Consider the following 15,765-nt stretch of genomic DNA (forward strand, 5'->3'; position numbering starts at 1 on the left):
AGGATGGAAATATGAAGATACTTTTTGTAGCTAACTATATGTGGGACATATATATATTTAGGGGAGGATTATTAAAAGCATTAGTTGCTGACGGTCATGAAGTAGTGGCGGCAGCTCCAGATAATGGAAGAATAGATATGGAAAAAGCTATTCCAGGTCTAAAATCTGTATCTATCACTCTTAATAAAAGAGGGATAAATCCTGTGGAAGACATGAAATTGACATATGATTTGTATAAACTATATAAAAAAGAGAACCCTGATATTATATTTCACTACACAATTAAACCTAATATATATGGGACGATAGCTGCCAGAATGGCTAAGAAGAAATCTGTAGCAATCTTGACTGGATTGGGGTATTCCTTTGTAAAAGGAGGTCTTATTTCAAAAGTAGCAATCGCTTTGTATAGATTTTCATTGAAGTTTTCAAAGGAGATATGGGTTTTAAATTCAGATGATAAAGAAACTCTTATTGAAAATAAAATTGGAAACAGAGAGAAAGTATTTATCCTCCCAGGAGAAGGAACAGATTGTGAAAGATTCAAACCACTGCCTATGGAAAGAAAAGATGAGAGAACTATATTTCTCATGGTAGCCAGAGCTTTCTTTGATAAAGGATTCAGAGAATATGAAGAGGCTGCAAGAATATTGAGAAAAAAATATGGAGATAAAGTTGAATTTCAATTTTTAGGAGCATTGGGAGGAGAAGCTGTATCTGGAATCACTGAAGAATATATGAATAAGCTTCAGGAGGAAAAAGTCATAAATTATCTGGGAACAGTAGATCATCCTGAAAATGTAATAAAAGATATAGATTGTCTGGTTCTTCCATCATACAGAGAGGGAATATCAAAAGTCCTCATGGAAGGTGCAGCTATGGAGAGACCTATAATAGCTACAAATGTAACAGGATGTAAAGAGATAGTGGATGATGGAGAGAATGGCTATCTGGTAAATGTAAGGGACAGCAGGGATCTTGCTGAAAAAATGGAAAAATTCATTCACTTGTCTAAAGAAGAGAGAGAAGGAATGGGTAAAAAAGGCAGAGAAAAAATATTAAAAGAATTTGATGAGAAAATAATAATAGATATTTATAGAGATAAGATTTCAAAACTATAGAAGGAGAAAAGGATGGAGCTTAGTATAATTGTTCCTATATATAATGTAGAAGATTATCTGGAAGAATGTCTGGAGAGTTTGTACAATATAAAAAATATAGAACTGGAAATAATACTGGTAAATGATGGATCAAAAGACAACAGTTTTAAAATTATGGAAAAATTTAAAGATATGTATCCTGAAAAAACTGTTTTGATAAATAAAGAAAATGGTGGACTTTCATCTGCAAGAAATGCAGGAATGAAAGCTGCTGTTGGAGAGTATATATCATTTATAGACAGTGATGATTTTATAGATGTTGATGAGTTTGAAAGATTTTTTAAAGAGGGGCAAAAAGATAAATTAGATGTTATAGTAGGAAATATGAGATACTACACTCCTGAAAAAACAGGAGATCCTCTGTTTAGGTCGGATATGATAAAGAACAGCGGAATATTAAAAGGTGTTGATTTCTTCTGGGAACTTTTTCAAAAGCCTAAGTGTTTTAGAGAAGAGGTTGTAGATGATATATACAGAAGAGAGTTTCTGCTAAAAAACGATATCTGGTTTAATAAAAATATTGTCCATGAAGACAGCGAGTTTACTCCTTTGGTGTATTTGAAGGCTGATAAAGTCAGATATATAGACAGGGCATTTTATTTTTACAGACAGAGAACTGGAAGTATAATGAATAAAGTTTCAGAAAAAAGTATAGTTTCATTAGAGAGTATATGTGAAAGATTTTTTGATGAGTATAAAAAACTGGATTCTGTAAAGGGAAGGGAAGTGCTTTCTGCACTTATTCTAAGTTTTTACTCTGTAGTTGTATATAAGAGATACAATGGAGCAGGGGATTGGAAAAGAGTTCATAAGAGATACAAGGAGCTTTACAGTGCATTAAAGAATAGTAAAAAAGTTGAACCAGAAGAATTTCTTTTGTCTTTTTCAGTCTTTATACCTAATACACTTAGAAAAATTTTAGGAAAACAGATAACAAATGTTCAGAAGATACCAAAATTCTAAGAAAAAGGAGAATGTATGATACCTAAAAAATTACATTATATATGGCTGGGAAATAATTCAAAGCCAAATTTGATGGATATATGTATCAACTCTTGGAGGGAAAAACTTCCAGATTATGAAATTATAGAATGGAATGAAAGTAATTTAGATTTTGAAAATGAGATAAACAATAATGCTTTTCTAAAAGAGTGCTTAGATAGAAAGTTATGGGCTTTTTTATCTGATTATTTTAGAATGAAAGTTCTTTATGAAAATGGAGGTATCTATTTAGATACTGATATGCAGATTATAAAAAGCTTAGATGAATTTCTGGAAGATGATTTTTTTATCGGATTAGAAAGTGAAGATGTGATAAGTGCAGGAATAATAGGAGCAGTACCTCATCATGAAGTGGTAAAAGATATACTTGATTTCTATAAGGAAGATATATGGAATGAGCCTATCTACACAATTCCAGCTATAATCACAAGAGTGCTGAAGAAAAAATATTCTTTTGAATTAAAAGATGAGATAATAAAAATTAAAGATGGAAGCATAAAAATGTATCCCTCTAATTATTTTTATCCTTACCATTTTACAGAGGAGTTCCAATATTCTAAAATAACTGAAAAAACTCATGGAATCCACTGGTGGGGTAAGAGCTGGGGGAAAAAGAAAGATTTGAAGAAGCTGTATTTTCTTGAATTCAAGCATTTTAAAGGAATGAAAAAAATATTGGTGAACATTCTTATTTATACAGGAGTATTGAAATTTATCAAAGAATGGAAAATATTGAAGATAGCTAATAAAAAAATCAATTTTTAGAGGAATGAAAAATGAATAGATTAAAAAATTTACTAGAAGATAAACTGGTAAGAAATTTTCTAAATATATTCAGTGGAGATGCTATTGGATCAGTACTTTCTATCATATCTATATCTTTTGTAACAAAGGGTATAGGAATGGAAAAATATGGATTTATAGTTCTGATACAAGGGATAGCTTCACTGGTAGATGGAATATTTAATTTCCAGTCATGGCAGGGATTTATTAAATTTTTTCCAGAAACGAAGGGAAAAGATGATCAGGTAAAAAAGCTTATAAAATTCAGTTATATTTTAGATATAGTCACTGCTGTAATTGCTTTTATTATACTAAATTCAGCAGGTATGCTGATAAAGAAAATATATAATTTTACTCCTCAGGAAATGTTTCTGCTGACAATGTTTTCTCTGTATATAATTTTTAATATTCAAGGAACTCCTATTGGAATATTGAGAAGCTTTGACAGATTTGATATGCTGAGAAATCAAAGGGTAGTGACTTCTGTATATAATTTTATTATGCTGGGAGTAGGTTTTTATTTTAAGCTGGATCTTTTTTATTTTGTCTTTGTATATCTTTCGTCAAATGTTTTAAATGGAATACTGATAAATATTTTTGCAATGGTGATATTGAAAAAAAGAGGGCTTCTTGGATTTATTTTTGAAAAATCTGCTTTTAATAAAGAATTTTTTAAATTTACATGTCTTACTAATATAAATTCAAGCTTGGATATACCAGTGCAGTATTTTGATAATCTTTTAATAGGGAAGATGCTGTCATTAGAGCAGTTGGGAATATACAAGATATGCAAAACTGTAGCTATTGTCCTTGATAAAATAGGAACACCTATCTATCAGACATTGTATCCATATTTCTGTGAAACAATTGCAAGAAAAGATGTTAAGGAAGTATTTAGAAAATTTTTGAAGGTGTCGGTTCTTCTTTTAGGAGTCTGTACTGTAATGGTTGTAGGACTGAATGTAGTGGGATTCTATCTTTTTGCTCAGTTCTTTAGTGAGCTGGTATTGAAATACAAGTTTGAAATAAATTTATATATTATAATGAAATCTTTGGGAACAGTATTTATAGCTGTGCATCCTCTTTTCCTTTCATTAGGATATATAAAAGTAGAGACAAGAATAATTTTTGCAGCTAATCTGATATATATGGTAGTTCTGTTCCCTATGATAAAGAATTATGGGTTAAGCGGGGTAATAGCAGCCTATGGAGTACAGGTAGTGCTTATTGTAGGAATGAAAATGTGGTACATTCTTACTAAGAGAGAAAAAATGTCTTTTGAAAATCAGAATCAAGATATTAATAATGATTATTAAGAGTGAAAAAAGGATTAGTTCAAATAAAATTTAAGGATAAAAATGATTTTTTTAGTTATACCTTAGCGAAAATTAGAGATAATGTCGTTATTAATGAAGTGAAGCGCCTCGTCAAAATCGGTACTGTTTGAGTAAAACGAGTTTCCAGTAATTAAGCAATTAGAATTTTAACTGCTATAATTACTGAGATGCAACAGTTGAACTGTTGTAATCCTTCAACTATTTTTTTATGTTTTACGAACAAAATTAATAGACTATATATCTACTGTAGCTAAGGTATAACTTAAAAAAAGTTAAAAAATCAGAAAAAATCTTAAAATTATATCTCCACTAAGTTTTATTGGCTAAGCTATAATCTACAAGATTTGAAAAATCAGAAAATTATTTTAGTGAAAAAGGAAGAGTAACATGCACAATAGTTCCTTTCCCAAGCTCGCTTTTTATTTCCAAATCTCCATTCAATACCTCTATTATATTTTTAACTATAGGCATTCCCAATCCATGACTTCCCATATTTCTGCTTCTAGCTTTATCCACTCTAAAAAATCTATCAAAAATATGTTCAAGATTTTCTTTACTTATTCCCATTCCATGATCTTCAATAATAACTGTAATATTTTTACTATGTACAATAGAAATGTCAATAGGATTATCCAGTCCATATTTAACAGCATTTTCTATAAGGTTAAGGAAAAGCTGTTTTACAAGATCAGAATCAGAATATATAACTGCATCTTGAGGAGTAAAATTTATTTTCTGTTTTGGATAAGCTACTTTAAGATGTCCGATTATTTCTTCTAAAACACTTGATACATATATTTTTCTGCAATCAAGGCTATCTTTATTATCTTTAGCCAGAAATAAAAGTTTTGTAACTAATGCACTCATATTTTTTGTCTCATCTTCAATAGAATCCAACGATTCCATTAGTATATTTTTATCAGAAGCACCCCATCTTTTAATTAAATCTACATATCCCCCAATTATAAATATAGGAGTTTTTAATTCGTGAGAAGCACTGTTGACAAAATCTATCTGAGCATCAGTCTGTTTCTTTAATCTTCCAAGCATATTTTTGTATGACTGAATAATAGAGATAAATTCAATAAAATTATTCTCTGTTTTCACATCAGTATCAAGGGAGTCCAGATTTATTTTATTTGTTATTTCCTGAATATTTCTTAAAGGTGGAATAAATTTATTATAGAATTTTTTTGATATGTATACTCCTATAATTAAAGTCAAAATTACCCACAAACCAGCTATACCAATAGATCTGAAAAATATGAGTTTATCTCCTTTGAGATCTTTTATTATTCTAAGTTCAATAGGATCAATACCATCAATATAAATAGTTCTGTGAAGTACTTGGTAATCATAAAAACCTATATTTTGTATCTCATCATTATTTTCTAATTGAAGCTCTTTAGGATAAGTATCGCTATTAGAATATATTTTTCCATGATAATTAAAAATAACAAAAACATTATCTATTTTAGGACATTCTTCTAATGCACCTTTAAATAAAGAATCAATAGATATATTTTTTTCTAATTTTTCACTAAATTCATTTAATTCATAATCAATAAATATATTTGTTGTTGTTATATCAGCACTGGAAACTTTTATCATATATGAAGCAAAGATATATAAAAGTCCAAGACATGAAAAAGAGAATATAAAAATAAGAATATAGTAGCTTTTCTGAAGTTCATCTGATAATTTTTTCATTCTTAACCTCTCTTGTCACTTTCTTTTTTTAATACATACCCAAAACCTCTTACTGTATGAATAAATTTATTTTCATCATAATCAATTTTTTTTCTTAGTGCATTGATATAGACATCCACTATTTTCTCTTCTCCCATATAGTCATATCCCCACACTTCATTGAGTATTTTTTCTCTTGATACAACCAGTTCTTTGTTTAACAGAAGATAATAAAAAAGATTGTACTCTGTTTTTGTAAGAGAAATTTCTTTTTCATCTTTGTATAAAATATTTGTTTTAAGATTTAATTTTAAAATATCATAATATAAAAAGTCTGTATTGCTGAAATTGCTCTTATTTCTCAATGCTACTCTTATTCTGGCAAAAAGCTCTTCTATTTCAAAAGGTTTAGTAAGATAATCATCAGCTCCCATATCTAAAAGTTCTACTTTGTTAAGAATCTGATCCTTTGCAGTGAGAACTATAATTGGAATATTGGAGGTTTTTCTTATTATTTTGCACACTTCCTCTCCAGAAAGCTTCGGCATCATAAGATCAAGCAGAATAAGATCATAAAAATTACTTTTAAATTTTTCTACTCCCTCTTCTCCATCCTGAGCAGTATCAACAGAATACTTTTCATGTTCTAATTCTAACTGCAAGTATCTTCTTATTTTTTTTTCATCTTCTATTATTAAAATATTTTTCAATGTTATGCACCTCACTTATAACTCTTAGATACATTTTATCACTAAAAAGTTAATATTAAGTAAAAAAGTATTAAAAAAATAATTATTTATTTTAACCAGATTTTTACCTTTTGATTTTATTATTGAGTTGAGCAAAGAAGCAAGGAGGAATTAAAAGTGGAAAGAGTTTCAGTTATTGCCCCTGTATATAACGAAAAAGAAAATATAAAAAGATTTATAGAAAAGGTAGAGAGAGCCTTGAAAAAAAGATTCGATTCTTATGAAATTATTTTAATTGATGATGGAAGTACAGATGGGAGCAAAGAGATATTAGACAAAGAAGCAGAAAGAAACGGGCATGTAAAAGTATACCATTTTACAAAAAATAATGGACAGACTGCGGCACTGGCAGCAGGATTTAAAGTGTGCACTGGAGAATTTGTAGTAACTATGGATTCAGATCTTCAGACTGACCCTGAGGACATATATGTGCTATTTGCATATATTAATGAGTATGACATGGTAAATGGAAGAAGAACTACAAGAGAGGATGGAATAAAGAAAAAAATATCATCACTTATTGGAAATGGAGTAAGAAATTTAATAACAGGAGATGATATAAGAGATACTGGCTGTCCTCTTAAATTATTTAAAAAAGAGGTTGTAGATAGTTTTTATCTTTATGAGGGAATGCACAGATTTCTTCCTACGCTCTCTAAAATAAATGGATTTAAAGTAATAGAAGTACCAGTGAGACACTACGACAGAGAATATGGCCAATCAAAATATGGAGTTTTCAACAGATTGTTTAAAGGATTGAAAGACGCCTTTGCAGTCAGATGGATGAAAAAAAGAAAACTTTCATATGTAATTGAAAAAGGAGAATAAAATGAATAGATTTTTAAATTGGGATTTCTTTGTAATTGTAGGAATGATAGGACAGGTATTCTTTTCAATGAGGTTCATTGTGCAATGGATAGCCAGTGAGAAAGCAGGAAAAAGTGTGATTCCATTTTCTTTCTGGATATTCAGTCTGGGAGGAAGTTCACTTTTGCTGGTCTATGCAATATATAGAAAAGACCCTGTATTTATTCTTGGTCAGGCACCAAATCTGCTTATTTATTCAAGGAACATATATTTAATAAAGAAAAAAAGGAGTTAAAATGTCAAAAGAAGACAGAAAGTATATATTGATTATTTTTTTCCTGTCAATCGTGTCTTTTTTTTCAAATTTATGGGTAAAAAGTGCAGATTTGATGGAAGCAAGAAATTTCATAACAGCCAGAGAAATGGTACAAAGCGGAAACTGGCTGATACCTACACTGAATGGAAATTTAAGATTTGAAAAACCTCCATTTCCAACATGGATAACAGCTGGAATGATGAAAATATTTCACAATACAACAGATGAATATTTACTTAGAATACCAGTAGCAGTGATTTCTGTAATGCTGATTTTCCTTATTTATTATCTTGTAAAGCTGCTTACAGAAAAAAGTTTTTACAGTTTTATAACGTCTTTTGTTGCTCTTTCTACTTTTATGATAATCAAAGCAGGAAATGAAAACAGTTGGGATATGTACTGTTATGTCTTTGCTTTTGGAGCGGTAGTTTTTCTGGTATCAGGAATGAAAAAAGAAAGGATGCGAGATTTTATTATAAGCGGGATATTCTTAGCTGCTTCGGTATTGAGCAAAGGACCAGTGGCACTGTATGGAATGATTCTTTCATTCTTTATTGCTTATGGATATGTTTATGGAATAGAAAAGTATAGAAGAAACTGGAAAGGAATCCTCATTACATTTGGAACTGGGCTTGTTCTTTCTGGGATATGGCCAGTTTTGATGCTGCTGAATTATAGAGATATATTTTTAGGGATAATGGAAAAAGAAAAAGATACATGGACTTCAAAACATACTCAGGGAATATTATTCTATTTAGATTACTTTGTATATATGGGAATATGGATGTTTTTTTCAGTATTTGGAATAATAAAAAAATGGAGCAGAGAGAGAACTGAAGATAAAAAGTTTTTTGAATTTGCATTTGTGTGGAATTTATTGGTATTGATACTTTTGTCATTGATAAAAATGAAAAAGAAGAGATATGGAATCCCGCTCTATATGACTTCAAGTTTAATGGTGGGATCTATATGCAGCTACTATTATCACAAAGGATGGAATGAACTAAAAAAATCTGACAAAATACTTTTTAATATTCAAAGTGCTTTTCTATGGATAGTATCTTTAGGGATTCCAGTGCTTCTCTTTGTAGGGGGTTATTTAAGAAAGAATATTTCTCTTGGATATATACTTCTTGTATTGACAGTTTTGATACCGTTTTATTGCTGGATGTATCTTGGAAAGGAAAGGCACACTAGAATAAAGAGCATTATACTGGGAAGCGGAATACTCATGCTCATAGCAAATAATAGTACTAACTGGTTTATTGAAAGAGACTTGAGAGAAAAAAACGATAAGAGCATTCCAAAAATAAGAATGGCAAAGAAGATGCCTATTAAATGGGATGTTTATTCAGAAGATTTTGAAATAGAAGATGTATGGAATATAGGAAAAAGTATAAAGAGACTTGATGATAAAACAATACTGAAAGATGAGTTTGTTCTTTTAGAAAATCATGAATTAGATAGAGAAAGATTTAAGGATTATTTTGTAGTAGATGAGAAAACATTCACCAGAGGGAAAGATGATAATGCAAAATTATTCTATTTGGAAAAATTGGAGGATGAAGATGAAAATATTAGTAACAGGAGCAGCAGGATTCATAGGGTCGCATTTAATAGAGGAGCTGTTGAAAGAGAAACACAAAGTGAGAGTTATAGATAATTTCAACGAATATTATTCTTTGGATATAAAATGCAGAAATGTATTAGAGTCTGTCAATAAGAGAGAAAAGTTACCCTCTATATTAAAATTAAAAGACAGAGAGGAGAAAATTGCCCAGCTTGTAAAAGAGACTGCAAGTGAAGAGTACAAACTTTATTATTCAGATATAAGAGATAATGAAAAGATAGAAGAGATATTTGAAAAAGAAAAACCTGATTTTGTAATTAATCTGGCAGGGCTGGGAGGAGTAAGACCATCTCTGGAAAAACCTCTGGAATATGAAGCAGTTAATGTAAGAGGAACAATGAATCTTTTAGAAAGCTGTAAAAATCTGGGAATAAAAAAATTCATACAAGCTTCATCATCATCAGTATATGGAAATAATAAAAAAGCACCTTTTAAAGAAACTGACATTGTAGATTTTGCAATATCTCCCTATGCAGCTACTAAAAAAAGCTGTGAAGTAATGGGGCATGTATATCATAAACTTTATGGAATAGATATGTTTCAATTAAGATTTTTTACAGTATATGGAGAGAGGCAAAGACCAGATCTTGCCATATACAAGTTTACTAAAATGATAATGGAAGGTAGAGAGATTCCTTTTTATGGAGAAGGGAATACATTCAGAGATTACACATACATAAAAGACATTGTTCAAGGGATAAAAAAATCTATTGATTATTTGGAAAACAATTCTAATATATATGAAATATTAAACCTTGGAGAATCTAATACAGTATCTTTGAAAGAGATGGTGACAACTATAGAGAATGTACTTGAAATAAAAGCAAAGATAAATAAACTTCCTATACAGATGGGGGATGTGGATAAGACTTATGCTGATATAAGAAAAGCAAGGGAATTGATAGGATATAATCCAACAACAGAGTTTGAAGATGGAATAAGAAAATTTGTAAAATGGTTTAAAGAGAATAATTAGAGAGCAAAGGAGAGAACTATGAATATTGCAGTTATAGGGACAGGATATGTTGGGCTTGTTCAAGGGGTAATAATGGCAGAATTTGGAGCTAAGGTTGTATGTATGGATATAGATGAAAAAAAGATAGAATCTTTGAAAGAAGGAAAAGTACCTATTTATGAGCCGGGGCTTCAAGAACTTTTAGTAAAAAATATAAAAGGAAAAAGAATTGAATTTACAACAGACATTGAATATGCAGTAGAAAAATCTGAAGTTATATTTATAGCAGTGGGAACACCTCCAGCATTGGACGGTTCAGCAGATCTTCATTATGTATTAGATGTGGCATCATCCATTGGAAAATATATAAATGATTATAAAGTCATAGTGGATAAATCTACAGTACCAGTAGGAACAGGAAAAAAAGTGAGGGAAGCTATTCAGAAAGAACTTGATGAGAGAAGAGAGAATATAGAATTTGATATTGTTTCCAATCCTGAATTTTTGAGAGAAGGAAAGGCTGTTGGAGATTGTTTGAGACCAGACAGAATAGTGATAGGATATGAAACTGAAAAAGCAAAAGAGATAATGAAAAAAGTATATGATGTACTCTTTATAAATGAAACTCCCTTTATGTTTACTAATATAGAGACAGCAGAGATGATAAAGTATGCATCAAATGCTTTTCTTGCAGTGAAAATTTCATTTATTAATGAGATAGCTCTCTTATCTGAAAAAGTAGGTTCTAATTCACAGGAGATAGCAAGGGCAATGGGAATGGATGGAAGGATATCACCAAAATTTTTGCATTGCGGTCCTGGGTATGGAGGTTCTTGTTTTCCCAAAGATACAAAGGCTATAGTGGATATAGCTCAAAAATATGGAGAGGATATGTTTATAATAAAAGCAGCCATTGAAGCAAATGAAAAACAGAAGAAAAAGATGGTAGAAAAAATAATCAGTAAAATGGATGGAGTAAATGGAAAGGTAGTAGGAATACTGGGACTTTCTTTTAAACCAGATACAGATGATATGAGAGATGCTCCAAGTATAGATATAATAAGAGGGCTTGTAAATAATGGAGCAAAGATTCATGCTTACTGTCCAGAAGGAACAAAGGAAGCAAGATGGAGACTGGCTGATATAGAAAAAAATATAATTTATTGTGCTGATGAATATTCAGTAGCTAATGATGTAGATGGAATTGTACTGCTCACAGAATGGAATCAGTTTAGAGGAATGAATCTGGATAATATAAGAAACAGAATGAAGGATAACTTCTATTTTGATATGAGGAATGTTTATACTAAAGATAAAAAAGTAAGGGAAATTTTTAAATACTATCCGATAGGGCAGAATTAATAAAAAAAGCGAAGCAAACCCAAAAGGAAAGCTTCGTTATTTTTTATTAATTAAATTTAAAGAAATAGTTCCATTTCATTATCATTTTCTTTGAAGCCTAAAGATTTGTATATCTCTTTTCCAGCTTCACTGGAATTTAGCCACAGCTTTTTTATAGCTGAGTTTTTTGAAAAGGCTATTATCTCAGTTATGAGTTTTGAAGCAGCTCCTTTATTTCTAAATTCAGGAAGAGTGTACACATTTAATATATAACCTTCAAGCCCGACAGGATTTTGAAAATATGGTATTCTGCAAAAGATGCACATAGAAGCTACAGCAGCTATACTGCCATCTATTTCAGCAAACCAGCAGAACAAATCTTTATCTATATGGTTTGTATAATAGTTTCCAGTTTCTTTGATCAACTCTTCAATTTCACTATTTTCATCTATCTCTCCAAGCTCTTTAAATAAGGAAACTCTCATCTTAATGAAGTTTTCCTTATCATTTATGCTGCTTTTATATATTTCCATAAGCTCTCCTTATGAGGTAAAAATTATTTAGTGATAATTTTTTTATCTACCTTGTTTATATCTTTAACACCTGTTAAAATCATAGCTTGTGTAAGCTGTCCTTTTAGTGTATCAAATATAGTTTTAACTCCTTCTTGTCTTCCGCCAATAGATCCCCAAGTAAGAGGTCTTCCAACAAGAACACCTTTAGCACCAAGAGCTATGTATTTAAGGATATCTACACCTTCTCTTACAGAACCATCAACAAGTACATTGATTTTATCTCCAACAGCTTTTACTATATCTTCCACTACATCACAAGGAGCAAGTGTTTCATTAAGCACTCTTCCTCCATGGTTAGAAACAACAATAGTATCTACTCCAGCTTTCACACAAAGTTCAGCTTCATCTACACTAAGAATACCTTTTATCATAAATGGAAGTTTAGTTGAAGCAGCAAGTTCTTTTATTTCTTCGAAAGATTTTGGTCCTACAGGCTGTCCAAAAAGCTTCATAGTTATAAGTCCAGCTCCATCAACGTCTACACCTACAGCAACAGCTCCAGCTTCTTCAGCTAATCTTATTCTTTTGATTATTTCTTCATTGCTTCTAGGTTTGATAACAGCTACACCCATACCGCCATTAGCTTTTATTGCTTCTAATCCAGCAAGATAACAGCTGGCATCTCCTGTATCTCCAATCATTCCAATAGTACCAGCGTCAATAGCTCCTCCTATTACATCAAGGCAGTATTCTTCTTCTGTAACTCCTCCTCCCATGTTAAATTTAGTTCCAGTTATAGGAGCTCCAAGACATGGAAATGAAAGTTCTTTTCCCCAAAGATTAGTAGTTAAAATCGGATCAGTTGCGTCATGAATTGTTCTCATTACGACTTTTATATTTTTCAATTTTAAATATGAAGTTTTGAAAGATTCTCCTGTTCCAGTTCCACCCATTCCTGGTACTTTCCCGGAACACCAAACACCATCACAAATTTTGCATAAATTACAAAAACCTTTCATTTTTTCTCTTGCATTTTCCTTAATAGTTTTAATATCCATACTAAAACCCCCTTATAATTCTAAATTTCCACTACAATCCTATCTTATACCATCCTGGCTTTATTGTCAATTAGATATGCAAATTTTCATTTTTTTGAAATCCACACAAATAAAAGATATTGACAAAAAGTGTAAAATAAAGTAGTCTATTGATAATAAGAATAAATTTTTTATACAATTAATTTTTAGATAAGAGGGTGGAAAGAAACATGGCAAGTAAAACTGTTGAAATCAAAAATGAAACTGGACTACACACTAGACCAGGAAATGAATTTGTAAGTTTAGCTAAAACATTTTCTTCTCAAATTGAAGTAGAAAATGAAGCAGGAAAAAGAGTTAAGGGAACTTCATTATTAAAATTACTTTCATTAGGAGTTAAAAAAGGTACTAAAATAACTGTACATGCTGAAGGAGATGACGCTGATACAGCTGTAGAACAATTAGCTCACCTTCTTGAAAATTTAAAAGACTAGGTTTAATGGAAGGTACTGTATAAGTGCCTTCTATTTTTTTGACTAATTGTAATTATTGATAAAATGAATGAAGAAAGGGAAAAAAGTATGAGTAGACAAATAAAGGGTATTGATGCATCACCTGGTATTGCAATAGGAAAAATATTTTTATATCAGGAAAAAGAACTTGTTATTGAAGAAGGAAAAAATTCTAATCCAGAGAAAGAAAAAGAAAAACTGTTAGCTGGAAGAGAAAAGTCAAAAGAGCAACTATTAGTAATAAGAGATAAAACTGCAAAGAAACTTGGAGAAGACAAAGCTGCAATATTTGATGGACACATTACGCTTCTAGAGGATGAAGATCTTTTTGATGAAGTAACTGAAATCATAGAAGATGAAGGAATAAATGCTGAAGCAGCACTTCAAAGAGGAATAGATGATTATTGTGAAATGCTGTCTAACTTAGAAGATGAATATTTAAGAGAGAGAGCAGCAGACCTTAGAGATATTGGAAAAAGATGGCTTTACAACACAGCAGGAATGGAAATCTTAGATTTGAGTTCACTTCCTCCTAATACAGTTGTAGCAGCAAAAGACCTTACTCCATCTGATACAGCTCAGATAGATTTGAATAATGTAGTGGCATTTATCACTGAAATTGGAGGTAAAACTGCACACTCGTCTATCATGGCTAGATCATTAGAACTGCCAGCAGTTGTAGGGACAGGAAATATATGTTCTGTTGTAAAAAATGGAGAAACTGTAATAGTTGATGCATTAAAAGGAGATATAATACTTGATCCTTCAGCAGAAGAAATAGCAAAATATGAAGCTAAAAAAGTAGAATATTTTGAGGAAAAAGAACTTTTAAAACAATTAAAAGATAAAGAAGCTATATCGAAAGATGGTATAAAAGTAGGAGCTTGGGCTAATATAGGTTCTCCTAAAGATGTAGATGGAGTACTTAGAAACGGTGGAACAGGAATTGGACTGTACAGAACTGAGTTCTTATTCATGAATAATGACAGATTCCCAACAGAAGAGGAGCAGTTTGAAGCATACAAAGCTGTTGCTGAAAAAATGGAAGGGAAACCAGTTACAATTAGAACTATGGATATAGGTGGAGATAAATCTCTTCCATATATGCAGCTTCCAAAAGAAGAAAACCCATTCTTAGGATGGAGAGCTATAAGAGTATGTCTGGACAGACCTGAAATTCTTAAAACTCAATTCAGAGCATTATTAAGAGCGTCAGCTTTTGGACATATCAAAATCATGCTTCCTATGATAATGGACATAACAGAAATCAGAAGATCAAAAGTTATCCTTGAAGAATGTAAAGCTGAATTAATAGCTGAAGGTGCTAAGTTTGATGAAAATATAGCTTTAGGAATAATGGTAGAAACTCCTGCTGTTGCTTTCAGAGCTAGAAACTTTGCTGAAGAGGTAGACTTCTTCTCAATAGGAACTAACGACTTGACACAATATACACTGGCAGTAGATAGAGGAAATGAAAATATTTCTCACTTGTACGATACATACAATCCAACTGTATTAGAAGCTATAAGACTTTCAATAAAAGGTGCTCATGAAGCTGGAATATCTATTTCTATGTGTGGAGAATTTGCTGGAGATGAAAAAGCAACTGCCCTTCTATTTGGAATGGGACTTGATTCATTCTCAATGTCAGCTATATCTGTACCAAGAATTAAGAAAAATATAATGTCTTTAGATAAGAAAAAATGTGAGGCTCTTGTAGAAGAGGTAATGGCATTAAATACATCTGAAGAGATTTTAGAAGTTATTAAAAAGTTTAATAAAGAAAACTTAAAATAATTTATATAAAATAAAATGTGGGTGACCCATAAGCAGGAATATAATTTTAAAACTTTTCCAGTAGAAATATTTGTTATTAATTTTGCTCATAAAACTAAAAATAGTAAACTCACTTCGTTCAAACATACTATTTTT

15 protein-coding genes are annotated in these 15,765 nt (G+C 30.9%); 11 read left to right on the forward strand and 4 right to left on the reverse strand.

The window, feature by feature from the left end; genetic code table 11:
• Positions 1-11: 11 nt before the first annotated feature.
• From C4N20_RS11440 to C4N20_RS11455, 4 genes are read left to right on the forward strand one after another with little or no spacing between them, the layout of a single operon-like run.
• Positions 12-1,121, forward strand: coding sequence for a glycosyltransferase family 4 protein (locus tag C4N20_RS11440; protein ID WP_005976462.1), 1,110 nt, complete (start codon positions 12-14; stop codon positions 1,119-1,121).
• 12 nt (positions 1,122-1,133) lie between these two features.
• Positions 1,134-2,123 (forward strand): glycosyltransferase, encoded by a 990-nt coding sequence (locus C4N20_RS11445; protein ID WP_005976464.1) that lies wholly within the window; start codon positions 1,134-1,136, stop codon positions 2,121-2,123.
• A 15-nt stretch (positions 2,124-2,138) separates the two neighbouring features.
• A complete protein-coding gene (locus C4N20_RS11450; RefSeq protein WP_005976466.1) occupies positions 2,139-2,927 on the forward strand; it encodes a glycosyltransferase in 789 nt (262 codons plus the stop codon).
• Positions 2,928-2,938: 11 nt separating this feature from the next.
• Positions 2,939-4,261, forward strand: coding sequence for a lipopolysaccharide biosynthesis protein (locus tag C4N20_RS11455; RefSeq protein ID WP_005976468.1), 1,323 nt, complete (start codon positions 2,939-2,941; stop codon positions 4,259-4,261).
• 381 nt (positions 4,262-4,642) lie between these two features.
• Here the strand turns inward: C4N20_RS11455 and C4N20_RS11460 are convergent, their stop codons facing one another.
• Positions 4,643-5,992: a sensor histidine kinase gene (locus tag C4N20_RS11460; protein ID WP_005976470.1), complete on the reverse strand. Its 1,350-nt coding sequence runs from the start codon at positions 5,990-5,992 to the stop codon at positions 4,643-4,645.
• A 2-nt stretch (positions 5,993-5,994) separates the two neighbouring features.
• The gene (locus tag C4N20_RS11465) at positions 5,995-6,681 is read right to left on the reverse strand and encodes a response regulator transcription factor (RefSeq protein ID WP_005976472.1); all 687 of its coding nucleotides are present in this window, start codon (positions 6,679-6,681) and stop codon (positions 5,995-5,997) included.
• A gap of 156 nt (positions 6,682-6,837) precedes the next feature.
• Here C4N20_RS11465 and C4N20_RS11470 point away from each other — a divergent pair, with 156 nt between their 5' ends.
• Genes C4N20_RS11470 through C4N20_RS11490 form a run of 5 tightly spaced genes read left to right on the forward strand, consistent with a single transcriptional unit; the run spans position 6,838 to position 11,790 of the window.
• Entirely contained in the window at positions 6,838-7,548 is a 711-nt protein-coding gene (locus C4N20_RS11470; protein WP_005976474.1) for a glycosyltransferase family 2 protein, read from the forward strand.
• A gap of 1 nt (position 7,549) precedes the next feature.
• Complete coding sequence (locus tag C4N20_RS11475) at positions 7,550-7,822, forward strand: lipid-A-disaccharide synthase N-terminal domain-containing protein (RefSeq protein ID WP_005976476.1); 273 nt, start codon at positions 7,550-7,552, stop codon at positions 7,820-7,822.
• A 1-nt stretch (position 7,823) separates the two neighbouring features.
• Positions 7,824-9,506 carry an ArnT family glycosyltransferase gene (locus tag C4N20_RS11480; protein WP_005976478.1) on the forward strand — a complete coding sequence of 561 codons (1,683 nt, stop codon included), beginning with the start codon at positions 7,824-7,826 and terminating at the stop codon, positions 9,504-9,506.
• Positions 9,412-10,449, forward strand: a complete 1,038-nt coding sequence (locus C4N20_RS11485) for a GDP-mannose 4,6-dehydratase (RefSeq protein ID WP_040490615.1) — start codon at positions 9,412-9,414, stop codon at positions 10,447-10,449. Before C4N20_RS11480 ends, C4N20_RS11485 begins: the two co-directional genes overlap by 95 nt.
• 18 nt (positions 10,450-10,467) lie before the next feature.
• Positions 10,468-11,790: a UDP-glucose dehydrogenase family protein gene (locus tag C4N20_RS11490; protein ID WP_005976482.1), complete on the forward strand. Its 1,323-nt coding sequence runs from the start codon at positions 10,468-10,470 to the stop codon at positions 11,788-11,790.
• Positions 11,791-11,846: 56 nt separating this feature from the next.
• Here the strand turns inward: C4N20_RS11490 and C4N20_RS11495 are convergent, their stop codons facing one another.
• Complete coding sequence (locus C4N20_RS11495) at positions 11,847-12,302, reverse strand: GNAT family N-acetyltransferase (protein WP_005976483.1); 456 nt, start codon at positions 12,300-12,302, stop codon at positions 11,847-11,849.
• 23 nt (positions 12,303-12,325) lie between these two features.
• Positions 12,326-13,342, reverse strand: a complete 1,017-nt coding sequence (locus tag C4N20_RS11500) for an alpha-hydroxy-acid oxidizing protein (RefSeq protein ID WP_005976485.1) — start codon at positions 13,340-13,342, stop codon at positions 12,326-12,328.
• 209 nt (positions 13,343-13,551) lie between these two features.
• Between C4N20_RS11500 and C4N20_RS11505 the strand changes: the two genes are divergently transcribed.
• Both C4N20_RS11505 and ptsP read left to right on the forward strand, forming a co-directional pair.
• On the forward strand, positions 13,552-13,815 hold the full coding sequence (locus tag C4N20_RS11505; RefSeq protein ID WP_005947934.1) for an HPr family phosphocarrier protein: 264 nt from the start codon (positions 13,552-13,554) through the stop codon (positions 13,813-13,815).
• Between the two features lie 87 nt (positions 13,816-13,902).
• Positions 13,903-15,630 (forward strand): phosphoenolpyruvate--protein phosphotransferase, encoded by a 1,728-nt coding sequence (gene ptsP, locus C4N20_RS11510; protein ID WP_005976487.1) that lies wholly within the window; start codon positions 13,903-13,905, stop codon positions 15,628-15,630.
• The last annotated feature ends 135 nt before the right edge of the window (positions 15,631-15,765 follow it).

The sequence above is a fragment of the Fusobacterium ulcerans genome, from assembly GCF_003019675.1.
GTDB classification, from domain to species: Bacteria; Fusobacteriota; Fusobacteriia; order Fusobacteriales; family Fusobacteriaceae; genus Fusobacterium_A; species Fusobacterium_A ulcerans.